This is a genomic window from Phycisphaerales bacterium, from assembly GCA_035627955.1.
Lineage (GTDB): Bacteria > Planctomycetota > Phycisphaerae > Phycisphaerales > UBA1924 > JAEYTB01.
This window is the reverse complement of record DASPKU010000015.1, coordinates 84,749-107,134: the sequence shown is the minus strand read 5'-3', so window position 1 is coordinate 107,134 and position 22,386 is coordinate 84,749. Positions and strand designations below refer to the sequence as shown.

The following is a 22,386-nucleotide window of genomic DNA, read 5'->3' as shown; positions in this document are numbered from 1 at the left end:
CGGTTCTCTGATCTCTCCAGCGGGAATCACTCGGGCGCACGCTCCGGCAAGGGGTGCCGGAACATCACGCTCGTAGGCATCGGCGGGTACGCCACGCGGGCGCGGTACAGCTCGTATTCGTCGGGGTTCTCGCCCAGCAGCTGGAACACGCTCGCGGCCAGTTCCTGGTACCCGGGCAGGTCGGGCGTCTGCGCCAGACCGATCCCGCGCCCAAGGTCCTGCACGCGCTCGGGGATCGGCAGCGTGTCCGAGGGCGCAAACGCGATGTTCGAGTTGAGGTCGCTGAACATCACCAGCTCGCGCTGCACCGGCCCGAACAGCGAGCGGTGCACGAACATGTCGTAGTGGAACACCTCGGCAGGGATCCGCACGCTCGCGCCGAAGTGGGCGACCTTGTCGTGCTCCGTTGCGTGCGCCGCCCCCAGGTTGCGGATCACCTCGCCCGTCACCAGCGTCCGCTCGCCGGTCTGCCCGATCGGACCGGAAACGAACTCGTCGTACGTCATCCCGCCGACCACGCGCCGCGAGAACTTGGGCATGGGGTTGGAGCAGAAGCGGGGGATCACCGGCACGCCCCCGTGCTCCCCCGCGGCCGCGGGGTCCAGCGGCATCCGCTGCAAGCCCGTGTTCGCCTTCGCGGCGTCGTCTGCAACGACCGACGCGCTCACCAGCCACTTGACGTTCTGGCGCGTCTGCCGGAACCCCATGAGCCCGCGCAGCTGCGCGATGTGGAAGAAGTGGGGCTTGTCGGCCGAGGGGTGCAGCACCGACAGCGAGAGCAGCACCTTGCAGTGCGCGCCCCAGACGAAGCTGTTCCCGTGGAACGACTGCTGCCGCCACTTCATGTGGGCGGCGTCGTCGGCGCGCGTGCAGGATTCGAGCAGCATCTCGAACTCCTGCTCCGTCCGCGAGTGCGTCGCCGCGAGCGAGTGGAACCGCGTCGCCGCCGCCGTCGCGCTCTCAACGACCGGCGTCTCGCAGCCCGCCCTGGCCGCTGCCTTCAGCCAGACCTCGGTGCTCTTCGCGCTGGGCATGTGCTTGGCCGCGTGGAACGGGTCCGCTGAGTACGCGACCTTGCCAACCTGCCACGCGAGCTTGCGGTGGATCCCGAACGTGTCCGCGATATCCGACACCGACGGGTTGCCCGGGCACTTGGCCTCGACGAGCTGCGAGAAGGTCGCGCGCACCATCGCGAGTGCCTGCACCGTGTCCGCCTCGAACGTGTTCGGGGCCGAGGGGTGCGAGGGAGTTGGTGTTGCAAAGGTCGTCACAGGGGCTCCAGACTAGAGGTTCGCACCGGCTCAGTCAATGTTTCGGAAACGACAAAAGAAACGTGCAGAAACACGTCTTTACAGCTCCTGGTGGCACCGGTCTCCCGACCGGTGCTCCTGTTCCATCCAGAGAACACTTGCGATTCGGAATGCGTTTGGTATTCTCCCGCCCATGCAGGCCATCTGTACGGAACCTGTGCGGCCTCAAGCGGCGGACGCAGCCCTCCGCCGCGGCGCCGCCCGCGCCTGCCTCAATCAACTCCGTGCACTCCCCGTCCTCCCCCAATGGGTCCGAGCACAGATCGATCCACACAACCCGGCAAACGAGCCCATCGCACCCAACCACCAACGCTGCCCGCCCACTCTCAGCACACCCTTGCTCGATCAGCACGCGCGGTCACCTCAACCACACCCGACCACATCAACCGCACAGTTCAACCCCACTCAAGCCGCACACCCAAACTCCCCCTCCGCGCAACTCCGCCCTTCCGCGGAACTCCGCGTACCTGCCTTCCCTCCTCCTACGGTCCCCCGTGATCGAGGCCATCGAACGTTCCGCGGCCAGGCACAAGGACGAACGGGGCGAGTTCCTCGTCACCATGGCGGGCGCGCTCTCCACCTACGGCGCCACCGCCAACCGCCTCGAGAACGCCATCTCGCAGTGCGCGCAGGCCCTCGGCGTCAAAGCCCAGGTCTTCGCCATGCCCACCGGCGTCTTCGCCTCGATCGACACGGGCGCGGGCGAGGGCGGGGGCGAGGGTGGCGAGGACGTGACCCACCTCATCCGCGTCGAATCCGGCGGCGTCAACCTCGAGCGGCTCAGCGCCCTCAACACCATCCTCCTCAAGGTCGCCGCCGGAACCCTCACGCCCGCACAGGGAACCGAGCGCATCCGCATCGAGCTCGCCGCCAGGCCCCGCTACGGACCGTGGCTCACCGCCCTCGCCTTTGCCGGGTCCTCGGCCGCGGTCTCCATCTTCTTCGGCGGCGGCTGGCGTGAGCTCGTTTGCGCCGCCGCCGTCGGCCTCACCCTCGGCACGCTCACCGTGTTCGGCGGCATGCGCACGCGCTGGGCCTGGGTCATCGAGTTCGCCGCCGGCGCCCTCGCGGCCCTTCTTTCGATGGTCTGCGCCGAGTGGCTCACACCCCTCTCGCCCCAGACCGTCATGCTCGCGGGGCTCATCGTCCTCCTCCCCGGCCTCTCCCTCACCCTGGGCATGAACGAGCTCGCCACAAAGCACCTCGTCGCCGGCACCTCGCGCCTCATGGGCGCGTCGATGACGTTCCTGCTGCTCGTCTTCGGCGTCGCCATCGGCCAGAAGCTCGCGACCGTCCTCCAGTTCACGGCCTCCGGCGAGTCCGCACCGCTCCCCTGGTGGGCACTGCCCGCGGCGCTGCTCGCAATCCCCTGGCCGCTCATCGTGATCTTCAAGGGCGTCGCCCGCGACGTCCCCTGGATCACCGCCGCGGTCTTCCTCGCCTTCTACGCATCCCGTTACGCCGGCCTTGCCGTCGGCCCCGAGCTCGGCGCTGCCGGCGGCGCGCTCGTCGTCGGCATCGCCAGCAACATCTTCACCCGCCTGACCGACCGCCCCGCCGCAACGACGCTCCTGCCCGGCCTCATGATCCTCGTCCCCGGGGCCGTGGGCCTCATCAGCCTGACCACCTTGATGGGCAAGAACGTGGTCATGGGGGTCGAGACCGCCGTCACGATGTTCGTCATCATGGTCGCGCTCGTCGTCGGCCTGCTGCTCGCCAACGCCGCCGTCCCGCCACGCCGCGCCTTGTAGGAAAGGGTGAACATGCGGACCGAGATCACTATCGCCGCGGTCTTCTTCGCGACCATCCTCACGGCTATGGGCTGCGCCTGCAAACTCGACGGCACGCGTCCGAACGGTGCAGCCGGGTGGCGCAAAGGGGAACCCGTCGCCGCCGCTCTGACTGACGAAGAGGCGGCAGCCATCTATGAGCAGGTCACCCGCTCCACAAACGTCCGAGCGTGGTCCGGCAACCCCATCCTCCCCGGCTGGTACGCCGACCCCGAGGCCGTGCGCTTCGGCGATCGCTACTGGATCTACCCGACCTACTCCGCGCCCTACGCCCGCCAGACGCACCTCGACGCGTTCAGCTCGCCCGACCTCATCCACTGGACCTGGCACCCGCGCATCATCTCGACCAAGCAGGTCACCTGGGCGAAGCGCGCCATGTGGGCCCCCGCCGCCATCGAGAAGCACGGCCGCTACTACCTCTTCTTCAGCGCCAACGACATCCAGAACAGCAACGAGCTCGGCGGCATCGGCGTCGCCGTCAGCGACACGCCCGACGGCCCCTTCGAAGACCTCATCGGCAAGCCGCTCGTCGGCGAGTTCCACAACGGCGCCCAGCCCATCGACCAGTTCGTGTTCAAGGACGACGACGGCACGCACTACCTCGTCTACGGCGGCTGGCGCCACTGCAACATCGCCAGACTCGCCGACGACTTCCGCTCGCTTATCCCCTTCGCCGACGGCACGACGTTCAAGGAGATCACCCCAGAGGGCTACGTCGAGGGCCCCATGATGTTCCGCCGCAACGGCAAGCTCTACTTCATGTGGTCCGAGGGCGGCTGGACAGGCCCCGACTACAGCGTCGCCTACGCCATCGCCGACGGTGGGGGTTCCCCGCTCGGCCCCTTCAACCGCGTCGGCAAGGTGCTGATCCAGGACCCATCCATCGCCACCGGCGCCGGCCACCACTCCGTCCTCCGCCTCCCCGGCCCCGCCGCAGGCGGAGAGGGCAGCGACCAATGGGCCATCGTCTACCACCGCCGCCCCGCCGGCACCAAAGAACGCGACCACCGCGAGGTCTGCATCGAGCCCATGACCTTCGACACCCATGGCCACATCAAACCCATCACCATCACCACCACCGGCATCCACCCCCACCCCGCCGCGCCCGTTTCGACCACCGCGCAGCCCCGCCAGTGATACGGGCCTTCAACGCGGAGGCCGCGAAGGCGGAACGAAGCCGCGAAGATAGGAAGGCGGAAAGAAAGCCATTGCCGCCGCGCGGCCACCCGGTAGGCTGAACGCCATGAACCGAACGCTGCCCATCGGTCCCGCCCTGCTGGGGATGCTTGCCGCCGTGATAGTGGTGATCGTGGCCCCCCGCACGCTCATCGCCCAGCCGATCACTTACCAGGGCCGCCTCGATGAGGCCGGCACGCCCGCCACCGGTCACTACGACCTGGAGCTCCGCCTTTTCGACGCGGTGGCCGGCGGCAACCAGCTCGCGCCCACGGTGACGCTCCCCGCCGTCGCCGTCGAGAACGGCCTGTTCACCATCCACCCCGACTTCGGCGAGTTCGCGTTCACGACCGGCCCGCAGGCGCCGCGGTACCTGCAGGTTGCCGCCCGCCCCGCGGGAGTGGGCGCGTACCAGACGCTCACGCCCCGCCAGCCGCTCACCCCCGCGCCGCTGGCGATCAAGGCCGTGCACGAATCGTGGCGCCCGCCGCTGGCGCTGCCGGTCGACCCCTCGATCCTCCGCACGCAGCCGGGGGTGGAACGTGCGTTCATCAACCGCGACCAGCCCATCGGCCCCGCGGATTACTTCGGCGTGGACCTGCCCGCCGGCGCGGGCTCGGGCGGCGTGTTCCTCAACACGCTCGACACCACCAGCGCCTCTGTCTACGCCCACAGCGTGATGGGACAGCCCCGCGCCGCGACGTTCTACTCCGGCTTTGGCACCAGCGCCGAGGCGTGGGGCGTGGTCCTGGGCGAGAGCGTGCCGCTCGTGGTGCTCGCATCGGGCAATGTGGGCATCAACCAGCCCTCCCCCGCCGCGATGCTCGACGTCAACGGCCCGGCCCGTGCCAACGCCCTCACCCTCAGCGGCCCCGCGACCGCCCCCACGTTCAGCTACCCCGCGCCGCAGGCGCGCTCGCTGGTGATCAGCCCGATGGAGTTCCGCCGTGTGGGCAACGGCCAGACCACCTCGGGCCCCGACGGGGCGTGGAACGGCACGCAGAGCGACGACAACCTCGTCGCACCCTTCACGCTTCCTCAGGGGGCGGTCATCACCGGCGCGACGTTCCACTACCTCGACAACAGCACGTCCAACTTCTCGCTCAGCGTCAACCGCCGCACCCTCGGGGGCGGCACCATCGTGGCCGTCATCGCCACCAACAGCTCCGGCCAGTCCACGACTCCCGCCCAGCACACGGTCACCCTGAGCACGCCGCACGCGGTCGACCCCGACTCGTTCTACTACATCCGCGCCTTCATCCTCACCTGGGCCGGCGACCCCAAGATTCTGGGCGTCCGCATCCACTACACGATGCCAGGCCCGGAGTAACCGCGCCCGCCCGAGAGACCCCGCCCCAAGGCACCTTCCACCCGCCCACCCCCGCGGAACACCCGCTGATCCACAGCGCCAACGCCCGCCGATCGAACGCCGAGTCCGGGCGCGGCCGCTCCGCCTCCCGCGTGCAGCGCGAGCGCCGTCCGTGAGCCTCAGCAGCTGCCCCCGCCAAGCACGCGGAAGAACGCCTCGATGTCGGCGTCGGTGCCGAAGTCCCCGTCGCCGTTGAAGTCCTGGCTGCCGCAGGTCGGCAGTGGTGGGTTGACGACCAGCACCGCGGCCCGCGTGGTCTGCCCGCCGCAGGGTCCCGCGATCACGCACTCGAAGATCGCCCCCGAGTCGGACAGCCGCGCGCTCGAACTCTGCAGCGTCGCGGCGTTCACGCCCGTGAAGCCGTGGTCGCCGCCGGGCGCGAGGTCCACGCCGTCGCGCCGCCACTGGAACGTCAGCCCGTCCCCCGTCGCCTGCACCGCGATGGACACCGGCTGCCCCTCGCTGATAAACGTGCGCGCGGGCGGCTGCTGCACGAGCGTCAGCCCCCGCGGCGTCGTGTTGACGAACCCGCGCACCTGGTTCTGGTTGCCCACGCTCCCCGCCCAGTCGGGCTTGCCGTCCAGGTTGAAGTCCGCGACCGCGAGCCCGCCGTAGGCGACCGAGTTGTTCACGAGCGCCGGCGTGCCCAGCCCCGTCCCCGTCCCCGGCCACACGTAGGTCGCGCCGTTGGCGTGCAGCAGCACGTCCATGACGCCGTTGCCGTTGAAGTCGCCGGGGATCATGGCGACCACGCCCGCGTAGGTGCCGGAGGATTCGAAGGTGGTCGTCAGCCCGCCCGCGCTGGTCTGCGTCGACACCGCGACCCACGGGGCGCTGTTCTGCCTGGCCGCGATCAGGTCCAGCCGCCCGTCGCCGTTCAAGTCCATCACCGTGATGCGGTGCGCCCCGCCGAAGGCCCCCGTCGCCGGCCCCATCGTGAAGGCCAGCCCTGGCCCCGCGTAGTACACCCGCACCTCGCCGGTGCGGCCCACCGCCAGGTCGGGCCGCCCGTCGCCGCTAAAGTCCCCCGCGGCCACCGCGTTGCTCGCGCCCGCGGCCAGCATCGGCGCCGCGGTGAACGAGCCCGCGCCGCCGACGTTCGTGCCCTCCAAGAGTGACACGCCGCTGGTGGTGGAGATCGCCAGGTCGAGCCGGCCGTCGAGCGTGAAGTCCGCGGCGGCGATCCCGGTCGCCGTGCCGCCCGCGCTGTACCCGTTGCGGACAAAGCCCCCGCCCGGCTGCGCGAGGGCCACGATCAGCGTGGCGCCGGTCACGCCCGCGAAGTCCATGCGGCCGTTGCCGTCAAAGTCGCCCACCGCGTACGCCGTGAAGGACTGGTCCGCCGCGAGCACCGCGGGCTGGAACGTGCCCGGCCCCTGAGCACCGCCCCCGTGCAGCACCGACGACCCGGCGCCGTGCGACACCACGAGGTCCGGCAGCCCGTCGCCATTGAAGTCCCCCGCGGCCACCGCGGCCGGGTTCGGCGGCGCCGCTGAAGCCCCCGCGTACGAGAACACCGCCGCGCACGGCTGCCCCCACGCCGCCGGGCCCACCGCCGCACCCGCGAGCACCGCCGCCCCCACCCCCACCCCCACCCCCACGCTCACCTTCCGCCGCACGCTGCACATCATCGTTGAGGTCCCTCGGTAGTCGACCGGACACGCCCGCCGGACGGGCCGCCGCAGCGTACCCGCCCCCGCAAGCCCCCCATCCATCCCCACGCCGCCGCGCGCCCGCTCGTCCCCCGCCCCCGTGTGCCCCGACCGCCCCGGGCCGTGTGGCCGCGGGTCGTCGAACCGCACCCGGCAGCGATCCAACCGTGCCCGGATGCGATCGAACTGTGCCCGGTGGTCGCTTCACCGTGCCCGGCAGTGACTGAACCGCACCCCGCGGCGATCCAACCGTGCCCGGCAGCGATCGAACCGTGCCCGGAAGCGATCGAACGGTGCCCGCCGGTCGCTGAACGGTGCCCGGCGGTCGTTGCCGGCCACGTCCAACCGCGTTATTGCCGCGGCAACGCGGGTGGGTGGTGATCGCGACCCACAACCGCCGCCCGAACCCGAACCAACAGCCCCCGGCCTCAACCCCCGCCCCGCAACGACCGATAGCCTGAGCATGGACACCGCGCCCACCAACCTCTGGATCGGCCGCAACTACGAGAACACCCGCGGCCGCGTGCTCATCCTGGGCGAGTCGTGGCTGGCCCGCCCCACCCCCACGCCCACGCCCCTGCGCCACGCCATCGAGCGCTGGTGCCTGGGCCTCTCCGATTCACTCTTCCTCTCCCGCGTCTACGAGGCGGGCACCGGCTTCGCGACCGCCCGCACCCCCGCCCCCGGCCGCCGCGCCTGGTGGGACCAGGTCGCGCTGGCCAACTTCGGCCCGCCCGCGCACACCATCGACCCCGCCGACTCCCTGACCTCCTTCAACGGCCGCTACGCCCCCTCGCACCGCCAGTACCTCGCCAGCGTCCCCGCCCTCGAGCAGCTGCTCGCCCGCCTCCGCCCCGCGCGGGTGTGGCTGCTCTCGTTCGGCCAGAACAACTACAGCATCCCCGCCATCACCGCCGCGGGGGCGATCTACGAGTTCACCAAGCACCCCTCCACCACCAAGCCTACTTCCGCGCCCGCCGCCCGCGCCTCCTGGCTGAAACTCCTGGACCGCGACCCAAACGCCGAACGCCAGCCCCCCGTCATCCGCTCCAAAGTGCTGGGCCCCTGCACCCGCAGCACGATGACGATGGCCGCGGCATAGGACTTCGGATCAAGGTCGGTAGACTCGCGGCCAATGATCCCCCTGCCCTTTGACCCCTCCCGCCCCGCCGACGCGAACGCCGCCCGCGGCCACGCCGCCGAACAGCAGCTTGCCCACGACCTGGGCCGGGCCTTCGCCGACGCGCCCGACATCCACATCTACCACGGCCTCCGCTTCCCCGCCCCGCGCACATCCAGCGACAACGACCACACGCAGATCGACCACCTCATCGTGCACCGGCACGGCATGGTGATCGTCGAAAGCAAGGCCACGGGCTCCGACTACGGTGTGCTCCACGTCGACAGGCACGACCAGTGGACCCGCTGCCCCGGCGGCAACACCCGCCGCGGCATCAACATGCCTTCCCCCATCGAGCAGGCCAAGCGCCAGGCCGAGTCGCTCCGCCTGCTGCTCCAGAACGCCGAGCCGCCGCTGCTGGACAAGATGCTCGGCATGCTCCAGCAGGGTTTTAAGCACTTCCCCATCGTGACGCTGGTCGCCCTCGCCAACAACGCCCGTGTCGAGGGACCCGGGGCGAAGGCGCACGAGGGCACGGTCATGAAGGCCGAGAAGGTCGTGGAGCGGGTTCGCCAGGAAGTCGAGTCGCACAGCCGCCGCGCGGGCGTGCTGGGCGCCCTTCGCAGCGCCCTCGCCAACGAGGACCTCAACGACGACCGCGGCATCTACAACCTCAGCGACGCCGCCCTCGCCCGCATCAAGTACCACCTGCTGAAGGTGCACACGCCGCCGCACAGAATCTCGCCCGACGAAGCCGACGAGCTCAACAGTGCGGACAAGGAGGCAGCCAGACCCCGTGGAGTCCGCCCGGGGATCGTGGAGCCCGCCGCGGCATTCCTGCCCGGCGGGCGCGAGACAGTCACCGCCCCGCGGCAGGCCACCCCGCAACGCGAGCACCGACCCGAGGCCCTCACCTGCCGCCACTGCCGCAGTATCAACGTGCAGCCCGTCTACCGCCGGGACTATTGCCTCCTCTGCGACGAGTGCGGCAAGTACACCCCCCTGTCCCGCGTGTGCACCCAGTGCGGCAACCCCCACGCCACCATCCACAAACGCGGGGGGGAGTTCTACCGGGCGTGCCCGCCCTATAGTGAGGCCGCGAAGGGTGGGTGCGGGGCGGAGGTGGTATTCTGGACGTCCTAACCGCGCAGTGGCAGGGCTCGCCGCCCCGTTCTCCCAGGAAGCGATTTGCGGGTACGCGAGTGAGGACGCCTTCGAGTCCGGCCAGCCCCCGCTCACGACCGTCAACCTCCTCAACCGCAACGCCGGCGATCGCTGGGTCATCCAGGACGACGAGGGCAGCGTGTTCTACGAGGACGACGAGCTCGAGCTCTGCGGCTGGACCGGGGGCGTCTTAGCAGCAGCTTGATGCCGCCGCACCACCAGAGGCGCAACTAACGCCAATATTCGGCTGAATGGACTATTCTGTGCACGCGTGTCGCTACCCCCAATCTCGTCGTGGACACCAGTGATGGCTAGTCTTCCCCCACAGGCACTTGTACCTCATCTGCCCCACGGGGTCTCCCAATCCTATTCGAACCGGCTCGCTCGCAGCAACGTCGACATCGGCAGGGTCATTTTCGACCTGAAGAATGAAGCAGTGGAGGTGGTCCTTGCGGTTGCCCGCAAGGTCGCCACTGACGCGGGCTTGACACTGCGGGCGATGGGAAGGCCGTTCCCGCAGTCCATGGCCGAAGTACTTTCCTCTACTCGATCAGGTGTGAACCTACGCCTCGAGGACGCGGAGTGGGTATGGGTAATGGCTCAGGCAGTCGTATTCTCCGACAAGGTCGGTCGATTTGTCACTTTGAAAGCCGAGTTTGAAGCACTGATCCTTCAGGGCGATCTGAAGGGCGCGAGCGACTGCTTGGATCGGTTGAAAGATTCGGTTGGATGCTCGCTTTGGTATGCCGAAGCCAGAATGCTAGTGAGTGCGATCGAGGGGGGCTTGGCGGCGCTCCGAAAAACAGTGCAGACCTTCCAAGAGGAAGCCCAGTATAACAACGTGCGATTGCTCTTGGAGTTTGTCGCACAGCGATTGGAACCGAAAGCTCACCCGGCAGCGTTCGACCAATTCTTCAACTCAGTCATTCAACAACACGAAGGCAAGCCCGAGCTTGCACCAATTCTTGCGTACTTCCGGCTGAAAGTGCTGCTGTTCTCGGCCGATCCCACCAAGTCCGATGCATTCTCATTGTGGTACACGGGCCAGCACTCCCTTGTGGACGCTTACGATCACGCCGTGCGTCTGCTCCAGGCGACTGCCGCGAAAGGCGTCTGGAATGCGCCACCGCGCACGCGAGACCTTCTTGCCATACTTCGGTCAGCCATCCCCGACCAGCGAATCGCAAACCTACACCAGCTTTGTGAGCCAGGAGCGGGGATCGTTTCTACCAAGCGTGGGACAATGCTGTTTGATGCGGTTGAGTATTACACGAAGGGAGATTATCCGAAGGCTTCTGAGGTAGCACGCGCGGGAGCTGCGGCCTTTCCTCACGCGTTCGAGTTCCACGAGCTTTTCGCAAAGGCCGCCGCGAACGCCGGACTGGCAGAGCCAGTCAAGGACAGCAGTGTTTCAACTGAGGTTTTGTGGGCTCTATATCACGTTGTCGCCAAAACCCCGTCAACAGATGTGGCATTGCGCTATCTGCACAAGGTGGCCTACATGTTCGACTGCACGCAGTTCGGGCTACAGGTGCACGCCTTTTGTACGCGGTATCGACCATCCCCGAACGGAATGGACGCCTCCAGATTCCTCGCAATCAACCAATGCGAACTGACGCCACGATTCGGCGGACTGTACCGCTCGCGGAGTGAGGTCGATCGCTTCCTGTCGGCATGCGCAAGCGTAGGTGCCGCTCCGACCGCCGTTCGTCTTTTCGGAGGCTTGCACTCAGTCACCGACATTCCTCGTGAGCGAGCGTTGAAGCATGAGGCGCGTCAATGCGAGCGCGATGGCGACCTCGAGGGGGCCGCCGCCAAATATCGTGCATTGAAGGAGATTGCGGACGGCCGAATCACAGTTTTGGAAGATGCCTTCGCTGGACTTGTTCTCACGGAGTATCTGCTCGGCAGGTACACCTCGGCCGCGGACATCGCGGTCGATGCCTATTTCGCCCAGCCTTCGCTTGCGCCAGCGCTTCATTTCGAGGAGTTGACAGCCCGCTATCTAGAGGGCAAGGCGGAGAAGGGTAGTGTCTCCTGGCCAATAATATTCTACCTTCGCCACACGGACCGGGGGCAGCTACAGAACGCCTACAAGGTATTCACGGCGTTGGACGATTTTCTCCGGAAATCGGGTCGCCGAATTCCGAGCGACATATTGAGTCAGACTGAGGCTCCTTCACCTCCGCTTCTTTTTTTGCTACGCCACGTTTGCGTGTTGGAGGTCTTGGACCACTCATATCGTTTTGAGAGCCTCGACGCCCTTGAACAGGAACGCATCAACATATGCCAGTTTCTGATGAAGGCGGATCCCTCGCATAGCGACGAGTACTTCGCCGAGATCACGGAGCTCAGCCGCCGAAGCGTGATCCGAAAGGGAATAAAGCACATCGACGCAAGCAAGATATACGTCGATGTGTCGGGGATTCGCAAGTCGCTCGAGACGGCTATTCAACCCACATTTGAGCGATTCCGCGATCACGTTCAGCTCGGGGCTCACCTTCGCCGGGTATCCATGGCCATTCTGGATGTTGGACAAGGCCGTGCCCAACTGGTGCTAGGCGATACGGCCCAAGTGCTTTGCACTCAGATGTTCAACGAATTGCGTGCGAAATTTGTATCGAGCAATGAGCACGGACTCGATTCATACCTGAGCATTCGGATCCGCCACGGGACCTTGAGCGGCCATCTCAGAAGTACGTTCGAGTCCCTAAACCTGGTTACTCGGCGAAACACCGATGGTGAGTACCGTGTGAACGAACATTGGGCCGCACATCTCGAGAGCGCGCCCCAGTCCGTGAGGGACGGTGTTCAGAAAGCACTAGCCGCCTTCTCAGCGGCTGTCGATGCGATTATCGACCGGGTGAAGAATGAGTGGATTCAACTGCGAGAGAACACCGCCGACGCAAAGGGGATGTTCGATTTCAGCTACGATGACCACCAGTTGACCCAAATGTTTATCACACTGGCCAAGACGACCTCGCTGGCCGAGTTTGTGACTCAGTGTATCGCAGAGTTGACCTCGCGGACGGAGCAGATTCTAGAGCGGGTACGAGCAAGGATCACTGACGAGTTATTTGCTATGTTCCTTGCAGCTATGGAGCGATGCCAATCCGACGTACTCCAGGCAGCGCCTGACCTTCGCGGGGCCTTCCGTCAAGCGGTAGTCCAGTGCAACACCGAACTGCACAACGCACTCACCGCGATGGCTGATTGGTTCCGAATCGTCAACGAAAGAGAAATGCCCGATTTCCGCTTCGTCGATTTGGTGGAGACGGTCACAACTATGGTTGGTCGCTCGGCTCGATCAGTCAGCCTCAAAGCCGAAGTCGACGTTCACGTCGAGGGGTTGTGTTCCGGGAAGCACTTTGCGCCCCTCTTCGATGCCATCCACATTCTAGTCGAGAATGTTGTGCGGCACTCGTCTGGAAGTGAGGCATTGGTCGCAATCCGAGCGATGATCGAAGGAGAATCGCTAGTGGTGGAGCTCAACAGTCCGGTCCCAGATTCTCCGTCGCCCGAGTCGATCCAGGAGAAGCTCAATGAACTTGAGCAGCGCTTGACAGAGGCCGGCGAGATCCCTGTGCGAACGGAAGGTGGCACCGGCTTCTTCAAGCTTCACCGGATCATGCGACATGACCTTGAGCTTGGCGACAGCTACTCGGTGCGCTGGTGGGTCAACGACGCGAGGCAGTTCTGTTCTCGTATGGCACTTCCGATTGAAAGGGTACGGGCATGAAAGTACTGGTCGTGGAGGACGATCTTCCCAAACTCCGGCAGATCACCGATCTGGTGCGTGCTGAGCTCGGAGATGCCGAGATTGCGCAGCGGAGGTCTTATCAGAGCGGCTTAGAGCAGATTGTGGAGACGGTACCTGACCTGGTGCTGCTCGATATGACCATGCCGACCTTCGATGTGCAGGACGGGGCACCGGGAGGCCGGCCCCGCGCCTATGCGGGAAGGGAGATACTGGCGGAAGTGGTGCGAATGGGGATCCGGACCAAAGTGATCATTGTGACTGGGTTCGAGTCGTTCTTTGCCCCAGGTGAGGGTAGGATCACGCTCCCGGAGTTGAAGGTGCTGCTCGAGAAGCAGTTCGCGGGCACGTATATCGGAACAGTGTACTACAGCGCTTCGGAAGCAGGTTGGCGCGCAGAGCTTGCGGGGTTGATCGCAAAGTCTCGGAGTCTCAAATGATCTCTGTTCTCGTGGTCGACGATAATGATGAAAAACGTAAGGACGTCGTCGCGTTGGTGCGAGGGATCGCCGGCAGTGAGTCGTGTGAGGTGACAGAGGCGGCGGATGTGTCAGCGGCCTTTAAGGCCCTTGAGCAATCTCAATATGATCTTATGGTGCTTGATCTCAGCTTGCCAATTCGGAAGGGTGGCAAGGTTGATTCCAATGGCGGGGCCGGGCTTCTGCGGTCGCTCAATAGCGGCGCGGGGAAGCGTCCAGACCACATCATAGGTCTGACCGCCTACTCCGAGCTGCAAATCCAGTTCGTGAAGGAGTTTGGCGATTTGTTGTGGCACGTTATCCACTACGACCCAGCGTCGGTAGGGTGGCGAGAGATGATTGAGTCTAAGGTGATTCACATCGTCGAAGCCAAGGCTGGGAGGGCGGCTAGCGGATTCGGCCTGGACCTTGCCATTGTGACCGCGCTGGAGCGTCCTGAGTTGACCGCGGTACTCGAACTCGAAGGCTCCTGGGTGGTCGAACAGGTGAATGGAGACGACTCGATCTACCACCGCGGGGTCTTCGAACGTGATGGCAAGCGACTTAGCGTCGTTGCTAGCGCGGCCGTCGAAATGGGAATGCCGGCAACTGCCGCACACGCGATGAAGGTGTGCGAGGTTTACAGACCCCGATACTTGGCCATGGTTGGTATCGCTGCCGGGGTTAAGGGAGCTCCAGGCGACCTGCTCATCGCAGACCAAACGTGGGATTATGGCAGTGGCAAGATTCACCAGCGTGAGGATGGCGAGGTGACTCTTGCGCCAGCTCCCGTGTCACTGCCGGTTGATCCATCGCTCAAGAACCGGTTCAGTTATTTTGGGCTCGACGGTCCGACCCTCGGGCGTATCGCCTCACGATGGCGAGGGAATATCGCGTTCCCGCGCGCGAAGACTGCGATCGGGCCTGTTGCCTCGGGTGCTGCGGTGGTGGCGCACCGACCCGTGGTGGACGATGTGATCGCTCGCAACAGAAAGCTCGTGGGCATAGAGATGGAGACGTTCGCTTTGTTCTTGGCGGCGAGAATGGCGCGGAGGCCACGGCCCCTCCCCTTGTCGATCAAGGGAGTGTGCGATTTCGGCGATTCCGCCAAGGCCGATGAGTACCAGGAGCTTGCAGCATTCATGGCGGCCCAGTACTTGTATGAGTTCTCGCTGCAGATGCTCATTGGTAACGCAAAGTGATCGACTAGGGACGCGCACGTGTTAAGCATGCTTGGAGGCGACCGACATTGCCACCGCAAGTGGCGCCAGCAACCACGGTCCGATCGCCATGATCTTGGCCGACTTCTTGAGGTTGCAGTTCATGCAGAGGAGCTGGACGTTGGCGGGGGTGAGGCTGGTGCCGCCCTTGCTGAACGGGAAGTCGTGGTCGTAGTGGAGGTTCTCTTTCTTGCCGCACTTGACGCAGGCGCCCTTGTCGCGCTTGTAGACCTCGACCTTGACGGCGGTGGGGATCTGGCGGGAGAGGGAGAGCTCGCGGTCCTCCTCGGGGTCGAGGACCATGGCGGTTGAGGGTTTGAGGTGGAACCGGCAGACCTTGCGGGTGCGGCCGCGGCCGATGGGGACGTCCTTGATCTCGGCGTCGATGAGCTCGTGCTTTCCGCGGTCGCACCAGATGCCGTCGGCGATCTTCTCGTAGACCTGCACGATGCGGGCGGGCTTGGTGCCGGCCTTGTACTCGTCGGCGGCCTGGAAGAAGCGGCCGTTCTCGGTGAGCTTGCCGCTGGGGAGGGCAAGGGGCTGGTCGGTGCGCTTGGGGTCGGGGCTGCCGCGGAGGGAGGACTTGGGGACGTCGTGGCCCTCGTACTCGAGCACGCCGGTGGCCTCGTGCCACTGGTCCTGGTAGGGGGCGCCCTTGCGGACGCTCATCAGGATGATGGAGTAGGGCTTGTGGGCGAGGAAGTTCATGCCCTTCTGAAGGGTCATGCCCTCGCGGTAGGACATCTCGGGGTAGGCGATGATGGCGTGGTAGCGGGTGGCCAAGCGGGGGCCAGTCTATATAGAAGAGGGCAGGTATGGGGAAGGTCCGTCTGCGCCGCCTGTCCGCCCCGCGTTTTCTTGCACTTTCTCGAATCCTGCTGGTCAAGTTGCCCCGCGAATAGCCCGATCCCTCTCCTGCCGCGGTTGCCTGGTGTTCGAGTTGGCAGTCGCGGGCGCGGGACTCCTTGCCGTCGGGGGGTGCGCTCACAAGGGAATGGCGGCTTTGTTGGAGTCGATACCAATGGCCGAGATCATTCCTGCTTCGAAGACCGAGATGGTGAACTTTGTGCGCGACCACCTCAACGCCCTCAAGGCCAACGCTGTGGCCCTTGGTTTGACCACGGCCTTGACCACACAGCTGGAGACGCAGCTGGACAAGACGGAGACCGACGAGGACGCGATGAACACGGCGCGGCTGGCGAGCCGGGCGGCGACGGGCACGTTCGATGTGTCGTGCACCACGCTGCGGGCGATCATGCAGCAGTGCATCGACCGCATCCGCATCCAGGCGGAGTCGACCGCCAACCCGAACCTGTGGAACGTGGCCATGCTGCCCGCACCGCAGCCGCCCACCCCCGCCGGCGAACCCACGCCCGGCGAGGACGTGGTCGCGGACCCCAATGCCGACGGCACGGTCACCATCAAGTGGAAGGGCAGCACGGCCCACGGGCAGTTCTTCACGGTCTGGCGGCGCGTGGGCGACAACGGCGCGTGGTCGCAGATCGGCTCCATCGCGGGGCGGGTGCGGAGCTTTGTCGATGGCGGCGTGCCCAGTCCGGTCACGACCGGCGGGGCGAGCCTGTTCTACATGGTCCGCGGGCAGCGCGGCAACCAGGTGAGCAAGGAGTCCAACTTCGGCGTGATCCAGTACGGCGCGGGGCCGGGGTTCACGTTCACGGCGAGCAGCGGCGTGGAGACGAGCGGCAAGCTCGCCGCCTGAGGCAGAACTGAACCACAGAGACACAGAGGCACAGAGGAAGGCATTTGAATGAGGCCCGGGCTGTTGAGTCCGGGCCTTTTTTCATTGCTTGAGGATGGCTTGTCTCGGTCTGGTCTTTCCCCTTCGGTCTTCTTTCCGCTTCTTCTCTGTGTCTCAGTGTCTCTGTGGTGAAAACTCTTCAGTCGGCTTCTTCGGAGAGGACGCGGAGGGGTGGGGTGTCGAGGTCGTCGAACTGGCCGCGGGAGGCGGAGGCCATGCAGGCCCAGACGCCCAGGGCGGCGATGATGAGGGCGGTGGGGAGCACGATGAAGAGGACGGACATGGATTTGTCCCTTCGGGCAGAGGTCAGACGGGGATGAGGTCGGCGGTGCGCGCAGCGGTGGCGGTTGGCGTGGTTGTGTCGAGCGGGTGCGGTGGGGGAGCGGTGGGGGAGTTCGTCGCGCGCACGGGGAAGGTGGCGCGGCGGTAGACGACGGCGAGGACGGTGAGCGAGCTGACGGGCATGATGAACGCGGCGATGATGGGGTTGATGAGGCCGTACACGGCGAGGCCGCCGGCGATGGCGTTGTAGAAGACCGAGGTGCACAAGCAGCAGTGGATGGTGCGGATGGTGCGGCGGGCGGCGGTGGTGAGGTCCACGAGCAGGGCGAGGCTGGGGCGCTGGAGGTACATGTCCGCGGCGGCGAGCGAGGCCTCAGCACCGCCGGCGACGGCGATGCCCACGGTGGCGGCGGAGAGCGCGGCCGCGTCGTTGACGCCGTCGCCGACCATGACGGTGGTGGTTTCCTGTGTGGAAGCGCGGACGATGGCGAGCTTGTCCTCGGGGGAGAGGCCGCCGCGGCAGGCGTGGTCGGGGAGGCCGAGCGCGCGGCCGACGGAGCGGACCAAGGCGGGGTCGTCGCCCGAGAGGATCTGCACGTCCCAGCCCTGGGATTGCAGGGTGCGGATCGAGTCGGGGGAGTCGGCGCGGATCGCGTCGCCCAGGCCGATGGTGGCGGCGTGCTCGCCGTTCACGGAGACGAGGACGGGGGTGAGGGTGGGGTCGAGGCCGTCGAGGCCGTGAGCGTTGCCGCCAACAAACGCGGGTGAGCCGATGCGGAGGTGCAGCGGCTCGCGGTTGAGCTCGAAGGCGGTGACCTCGAGGCCGCCGCCGGTGACCTGACGCACGACAAGGCGTTCGAACTGTTCGTGGGGGTCGGGCGCGGGGAGATCGCCGAACGCGGCGACGAGGGCCCTGGCGATGGGGTGGCTGCTGTGGCGCTCCGCGGCGGCGATGAGCGGCTTGAGGTCCTCGGGGCCGGAGTAGGAGACCACGGACATGCGGCCGTGGGTGATGGTGCCGGTCTTGTCGAGGAACAGTGTGCCGCGGCGGTCCTTGTTGACGAGGTGCTGGAGGGCGTCGCCGCCCTTGATGAGCACGCCGTGGCGGGCGGCGCGGCCGATGGCGATGGTAAAGACCAGCGGCGTGGCGAGGCCCAGGGCGCAGGGGCAGGTGACGATGAGCAGCGCGGAGGCGTGGTCGAGGGCGGTCGCGAGGTCGGCGCGGAGGAGCCAGAGAAGGAACGTGAACGCCGAGAGGCCGAGCATCGACCACGTGAAGATGCCGGAGATGCGGTCGGCGAAGCGGACGAGCGGGGGCTTGCGGCTGGCGGCGTCGGCGATGGTCTTCATGAGGCGACCGACGCGGGTGTCCTCGCCGGTGGCCTCGACGCGGAGGGTGAGCGTGGAGGTGATGTTCACCGCGCCGGCGGCGACGTGGTCGCCCTCGGCGACGGTGACGGGGCGGGATTCGCCCGAGAGCAGCGACTGGTCCACCTTGGAGGCGCCGCTGACGACGACGCCGTCGGCGGGGATGGAGTCGCCGGCGCGGACCTCGACGAGGTCGCCGCGGATGAGGGACTCGATGGGGACTTCGGTGGCGGCGCTGTCTTTGAGGCGGCGGGCGCTGGTGGGCGTGAGGGAGAAGAGGAGTTCGATGGAGTCCACAGCCCAGCGCTGCTGGCGGGCCTGGAAGAAGCGGCCGACGAGGAGCAGGAACACGAGGACGGTGAGGGCGTCGAAGTAGATCTCGCCGTGGCCGCGGATGACGTTGATCGTGCCGAAGACGCCGCCGGAGAGAAGGGCGAGGGTGATGGGGAGGTCGAGGTGGGGCGTGCGGGTGCGCACGGCGGCCCAGGCGTTCTTGAAGAAGAGCCGGCCGGGGCCGAGCAGCGAGACCAGGCCGAGCACGAGGCTGAGCCAGCGGAAGGTCTGCTCGTAGCTGGACTGCATGGTGTCGAAGGCGCCGGCGTAGAGGGCGAAGGCGAGGAGCATGACGTTGCCGGCGCAGGCGCCGGCGACGGCGAGCTTCTTCATGAAGCGGCGGTCCTCGATGGTGCGGAGCGACTGGGCCTCGCCGTCCTTGCTGGGGTGGGGCGTGTAGCCGAGAGAGTCGAGGGCCTGGGCGATGCGCGAGAGGTGCGTGAGCGAGGGGTCCCAGGTGAGATCGACGGTGCCGCGGCGGAAGTCGAGACGCGACTCGATGACGCCGGGGACGATTGATGGCAGCTTCTCGATGAGCCAGACGCAGGCGGCGCAGTGCAGGTTCTGGAGCATGAGGCGGGCGGTGCGGTACCCACCTTGAAGGTGGGCGAGCGGTTTGGTGTAGAGGCTGGTGAAGGTGGGGTCGTCGAACTCGCTGAAGCGCTTGCCGGTGGCCTTGGCGGGGGCCTTGTCGGTTTCGGTCGCGGCGCGGAGGCGGTAGTAGGCGTCGAGGCCGCAGGAGTGGATGAGGGAGTAGGCGGTGGCGCAGGCGGTGCAGCAGAACTGGTGCTCGGCGTCGGGCTCGATGAGGCCGGCGGGCACCGCGAGCGAGCAGTGGGTGCAGGCGACCGACGCGGAGATACGGGGCGGCGCGGCGGAGTTCGTTGACATGGTTGTAGTGATTGTCACGGGTTGCACTCCGCGGGGAGGTTTGGCGCGTGCTCCTCGAGCAGCATGGCGCTCGCGGGCAGCGCGTGGCCGTGGGGGTGGCCGGTCATGCGGGTGATGACGGTGAAGACGCCGACGCACACGACCGCGAGGCTGGTGATGAGCGGGAGGCGCCTCTTAAGCGGGCCCGCGAGGCACTGGAGGCCGGTGCCCAGGGCGATGAGGGCGGGGAGGGTGCCGAGCCAGAAGACGAGCATCGCGAGGGCGCCTTGCGCGGGGTTGGCGGTGCCTGCGGCGGTGATGACGAAGGCGTAGAGCCAACCGCAGGGGAGCAGCGTGGTGAGCAGGCCGGTCATGGCGGCGCGGGCGAGCGGCGGGAGGTCAAACGCGGCGCGGTGGCCGGCGGTGAGGGCGCGTTCCATGAGCGCGGGGACGGGCGGGCGCGGGAGCCTGACACCCATGACGCGGGCGATCGCGAGGAGGCCGAAGGCGACCATCATGGTGCCCGCCAGCGCCCCCGCGGTGCGCTGGAGGCCTGCGATCGATCCCCCCAGATCGATCGCGTGCCCCAGCGCGCCGGCGAGGGTCCCCAATGCCGTGTAGGTGACGAGGCGGCCGGTGTGGTACGCGGCCTGCAGCGCGGCCTTGCTCACAGGCTTCTCGCCGGGGGTGATCGCGAAGGCGAGGAACGCGCCGCACATGCCCGCGCAGTGCATACTGCCCAGAAGGCTGGCGAGGAAGATGGCGGCGATGAGGGGTGTCACCTGGCGGCGGCCTTCTCGGCGATCTCGATGGTGCGGGCGACCTCGGCGCGGGATCCGTTGCACACGATGTCGAGGCGGACCTCGTAGAGGCCGGCGCGGGGGGCGACGATGCGGGCGGCGTACTCACCGGGGGTGAGCGGGGTGAGCACGGCCTCCTGGCGCGAGGCGGAGCGGGCGTGGCAGAAGACCTCGGCCCTGACGGCGGCGGCGTTGAGCGCGGCGCCGTGGCGGTCGCGGAGGGTGACGCGGAGCTCGCGCTCGTTGCCCGCGCTGATCACGGGGCCGAGGGTGGCGTCGATGGACCAGCCGAGCTGGTCGGCGCTGGCGCGGGCGGCGGCGGTGGAGTCCCACTTCACGGCCTTCTCGTAGTAGTCGGGCTCGACGCCGAAGGCGGGGTCGTCGCCGGCGATGCGCATCATGGTGAGGACGCCGATCATCTGCACGCCCAGCAGGGCGATGATGATGAAGGGCCAGCGGGGGAGGCGGCGGGGTTGCTCAGCCACGGCTGGGCTCCTTGGGGGCGTCGCGACGGACGCGGTTGTTCATGGGGCCCAGCAGGCGGTAGGTGTGCTCGGTGCGGTAGCCGTCGGCGGTCTCGATGGCGATGCGGGCGTCGAAGGTGCCCGAGGGCACGAAGACCTCGCGGGGCAGGAGGACGATGACGGCAATGGTGGTCTGCTCGCCCGGCGCGACAGTGAAGGGGTTGGGGGAGGACTCGATCTCGATGCGGCCGCCGGCGGGCGCGTTGATGAGGGAGACCGTGCAGGTCGCCTGCTCCATCAGGCGGTTGGTGACCTTGACGCGGAGCTGGTTGCTGATGAGGCCGCTGGGCAGCTCGTTGAAGGGCATGCCGCGGCCGCGGAGGAGGTTGATGTCGACCGGCGGCTTGGTGATGATGCCGTGGGTGAAGATGGAGGTAATGAGGGCGAGGAGGGCGGAGTAGATGACGACGCGCGGGCGGGCCTTGCGGGGCTCACCCTCCAGGGCGCGCTGGCTGCTGTAGCGGATGAGGCCGGTGGGGCGGCCGACCTTGGTCATGACTGCGTCGCAGGCATCGATGCACTGCGTGCAGTGGATGCACTCCATCTGGAGGCCGTCGCGGATGTCGATGCCGGTGGGGCAGGTGGTGACGCACATGCGGCAGTCGACGCAGTCGCCCTGGGGCGCGGCGTCAAGGACCGGGAGCGAGACGCGCTTGGCCTTGCCGCGGGGCTCGCCGCGCTTGCGGTCGTAGGCGACGATGAGCGAGCCGCGGTCGAGCATGACGGACTGGAAGCGGCCGTAGGGGCACGCGATGGTGCACATCTGCTCGCGGAAGAAGCCGAAGTCAAAGAGCATGGCGGCGGTGACGCCGGCCATCAGGAGGAAGGCCGTGGGGTGCTCGAAGGGGCTGCGGGTGACCCAGGTCTTGAGCTGGTCGATGCCGACGAAGTAGGCGAGGAAGGTGTGGGCGATGAAGAGCGACGCGAGGATGTACACGGCCCACTTCAGCACGCGCTTGAGGCCGCCCGTCGGCTGCTTCGAGCGCCCGGGCTCGCCCTCGAAGAGTCGCTCGATGGGGCGGTAGAGGAACTCCATGTAGACGGTCTGCGGGCATGCCCAGCCGCACCACACGCGCCCCAGCACGGAGGTGGCGAGGAACACGGCGAGGAAGACAGCCACCATCAGCAGCACGAAGAGCGGCGTGTCCGTGGGGAGGAAGGTGTAGCCGAAGAGCGTGAAGCGGCGGTGGACGATGTCGAGCAGGACGAGTGGCAGGCCGTTGACGGTGATGTAAGGAATGGCGGTGAAGAGGGCGATGAGGGTATAGGCGACGGCGCGCCGGCGTGTCCAGAAGCGGCCGCGGGAGGGGCGGGGGTTGAGCCAGCGGCGGGAGCCGTCCTCGTTGAGGGTGGAGAGCGTGCCGTGGCGCTGCTCGTAGACGGTGGGGGGGATCGGAGTTGGGTCGGTGGTGGTGGGCATGAGCGGCCGTGAGG

General features: G+C 67.0%; 18 protein-coding genes. 10 read left to right on the top strand and 8 right to left on the bottom strand.

Going from position 1 to position 22,386, the window contains the following annotated elements; all coding sequences use genetic code 11:
* Positions 1-26: 26 nt before the first annotated feature.
* Positions 27-1,271 carry a hypothetical protein gene (locus VD997_13230; GenBank protein ID HYE62952.1) on the bottom strand — a complete coding sequence of 415 codons (1,245 nt, stop codon included), beginning with the start codon at positions 1,269-1,271 and terminating at the stop codon, positions 27-29.
* 533 nt (positions 1,272-1,804) lie between these two features.
* Here VD997_13230 and VD997_13225 point away from each other — a divergent pair.
* From VD997_13225 to VD997_13215, 3 genes are all read left to right on the top strand, one after another.
* A complete protein-coding gene (locus VD997_13225) occupies positions 1,805-3,061 on the top strand; it encodes a threonine/serine exporter family protein (GenBank protein ID HYE62951.1) in 1,257 nt (418 codons plus the stop codon).
* Between the two features lie 12 nt (positions 3,062-3,073).
* Positions 3,074-4,237 (top strand): glycoside hydrolase family 43 protein, encoded by a 1,164-nt coding sequence (locus VD997_13220; GenBank protein HYE62950.1) that lies wholly within the window; start codon positions 3,074-3,076, stop codon positions 4,235-4,237.
* A gap of 106 nt (positions 4,238-4,343) precedes the next feature.
* Positions 4,344-5,606: a hypothetical protein gene (locus VD997_13215; protein HYE62949.1), complete on the top strand. Its 1,263-nt coding sequence runs from the start codon at positions 4,344-4,346 to the stop codon at positions 5,604-5,606.
* A 158-nt stretch (positions 5,607-5,764) separates the two neighbouring features.
* Here VD997_13215 and VD997_13210 read toward each other — a convergent pair whose 3' ends face one another.
* A complete protein-coding gene (locus tag VD997_13210; protein ID HYE62948.1) occupies positions 5,765-7,276 on the bottom strand; it encodes an FG-GAP-like repeat-containing protein in 1,512 nt (503 codons plus the stop codon).
* Between the two features lie 484 nt (positions 7,277-7,760).
* Between VD997_13210 and VD997_13205 the strand changes: the two genes are divergently transcribed.
* From VD997_13205 to VD997_13180, 6 genes are all read left to right on the top strand, one after another.
* Positions 7,761-8,399 (top strand): hypothetical protein, encoded by a 639-nt coding sequence (locus VD997_13205; protein HYE62947.1) that lies wholly within the window; start codon positions 7,761-7,763, stop codon positions 8,397-8,399.
* Between the two features lie 33 nt (positions 8,400-8,432).
* Complete coding sequence (locus tag VD997_13200; GenBank protein ID HYE62946.1) at positions 8,433-9,560, top strand: nuclease-related domain-containing protein; 1,128 nt, start codon at positions 8,433-8,435, stop codon at positions 9,558-9,560.
* A gap of 7 nt (positions 9,561-9,567) precedes the next feature.
* Complete coding sequence (locus tag VD997_13195; GenBank protein ID HYE62945.1) at positions 9,568-9,786, top strand: hypothetical protein; 219 nt, start codon at positions 9,568-9,570, stop codon at positions 9,784-9,786.
* Between the two features lie 102 nt (positions 9,787-9,888).
* Positions 9,889-13,320, top strand: a complete 3,432-nt coding sequence (locus VD997_13190; protein ID HYE62944.1) for a hypothetical protein — start codon at positions 9,889-9,891, stop codon at positions 13,318-13,320.
* The gene (locus tag VD997_13185) at positions 13,317-13,778 is read left to right on the top strand and encodes a hypothetical protein (protein HYE62943.1); all 462 of its coding nucleotides are present in this window, start codon (positions 13,317-13,319) and stop codon (positions 13,776-13,778) included. The genes VD997_13190 and VD997_13185 overlap by 4 nt, the downstream gene beginning before the upstream one ends.
* Positions 13,775-14,998 (top strand): response regulator, encoded by a 1,224-nt coding sequence (locus tag VD997_13180; GenBank protein ID HYE62942.1) that lies wholly within the window; start codon positions 13,775-13,777, stop codon positions 14,996-14,998. The genes VD997_13185 and VD997_13180 overlap by 4 nt, the downstream gene beginning before the upstream one ends.
* 21 nt (positions 14,999-15,019) lie before the next feature.
* Here VD997_13180 and VD997_13175 read toward each other — a convergent pair whose 3' ends face one another.
* Positions 15,020-15,799 (bottom strand): HNH endonuclease, encoded by a 780-nt coding sequence (locus VD997_13175; GenBank protein ID HYE62941.1) that lies wholly within the window; start codon positions 15,797-15,799, stop codon positions 15,020-15,022.
* A gap of 238 nt (positions 15,800-16,037) precedes the next feature.
* Between VD997_13175 and VD997_13170 the strand changes: the two genes are divergently transcribed.
* Positions 16,038-16,736 carry a hypothetical protein gene (locus VD997_13170; protein ID HYE62940.1) on the top strand — a complete coding sequence of 233 codons (699 nt, stop codon included), beginning with the start codon at positions 16,038-16,040 and terminating at the stop codon, positions 16,734-16,736.
* A 178-nt stretch (positions 16,737-16,914) separates the two neighbouring features.
* On the opposite strand, the gene ccoS is transcribed toward VD997_13170, so the two are convergent.
* The 5 genes from ccoS to ccoG are packed head-to-tail and all read right to left on the bottom strand — an operon-like array spanning position 16,915 to position 22,372.
* The gene (ccoS, locus tag VD997_13165) at positions 16,915-17,058 is read right to left on the bottom strand and encodes a cbb3-type cytochrome oxidase assembly protein CcoS (GenBank protein HYE62939.1); all 144 of its coding nucleotides are present in this window, start codon (positions 17,056-17,058) and stop codon (positions 16,915-16,917) included.
* 23 nt (positions 17,059-17,081) lie between these two features.
* Positions 17,082-19,649: a heavy metal translocating P-type ATPase gene (locus tag VD997_13160; protein ID HYE62938.1), complete on the bottom strand. Its 2,568-nt coding sequence runs from the start codon at positions 19,647-19,649 to the stop codon at positions 17,082-17,084.
* Between the two features lie 14 nt (positions 19,650-19,663).
* Positions 19,664-20,410, bottom strand: a complete 747-nt coding sequence (locus VD997_13155) for a sulfite exporter TauE/SafE family protein (GenBank protein ID HYE62937.1) — start codon at positions 20,408-20,410, stop codon at positions 19,664-19,666.
* Positions 20,407-20,913 carry a FixH family protein gene (locus VD997_13150; protein ID HYE62936.1) on the bottom strand — a complete coding sequence of 169 codons (507 nt, stop codon included), beginning with the start codon at positions 20,911-20,913 and terminating at the stop codon, positions 20,407-20,409. Before VD997_13150 ends, VD997_13155 begins: the two co-directional genes overlap by 4 nt.
* Positions 20,906-22,372, bottom strand: coding sequence for a cytochrome c oxidase accessory protein CcoG (gene ccoG, locus VD997_13145; GenBank protein HYE62935.1), 1,467 nt, complete (start codon positions 22,370-22,372; stop codon positions 20,906-20,908). The genes VD997_13150 and ccoG overlap by 8 nt, the downstream gene beginning before the upstream one ends.
* Positions 22,373-22,386: the final 14 nt, after the last annotated feature.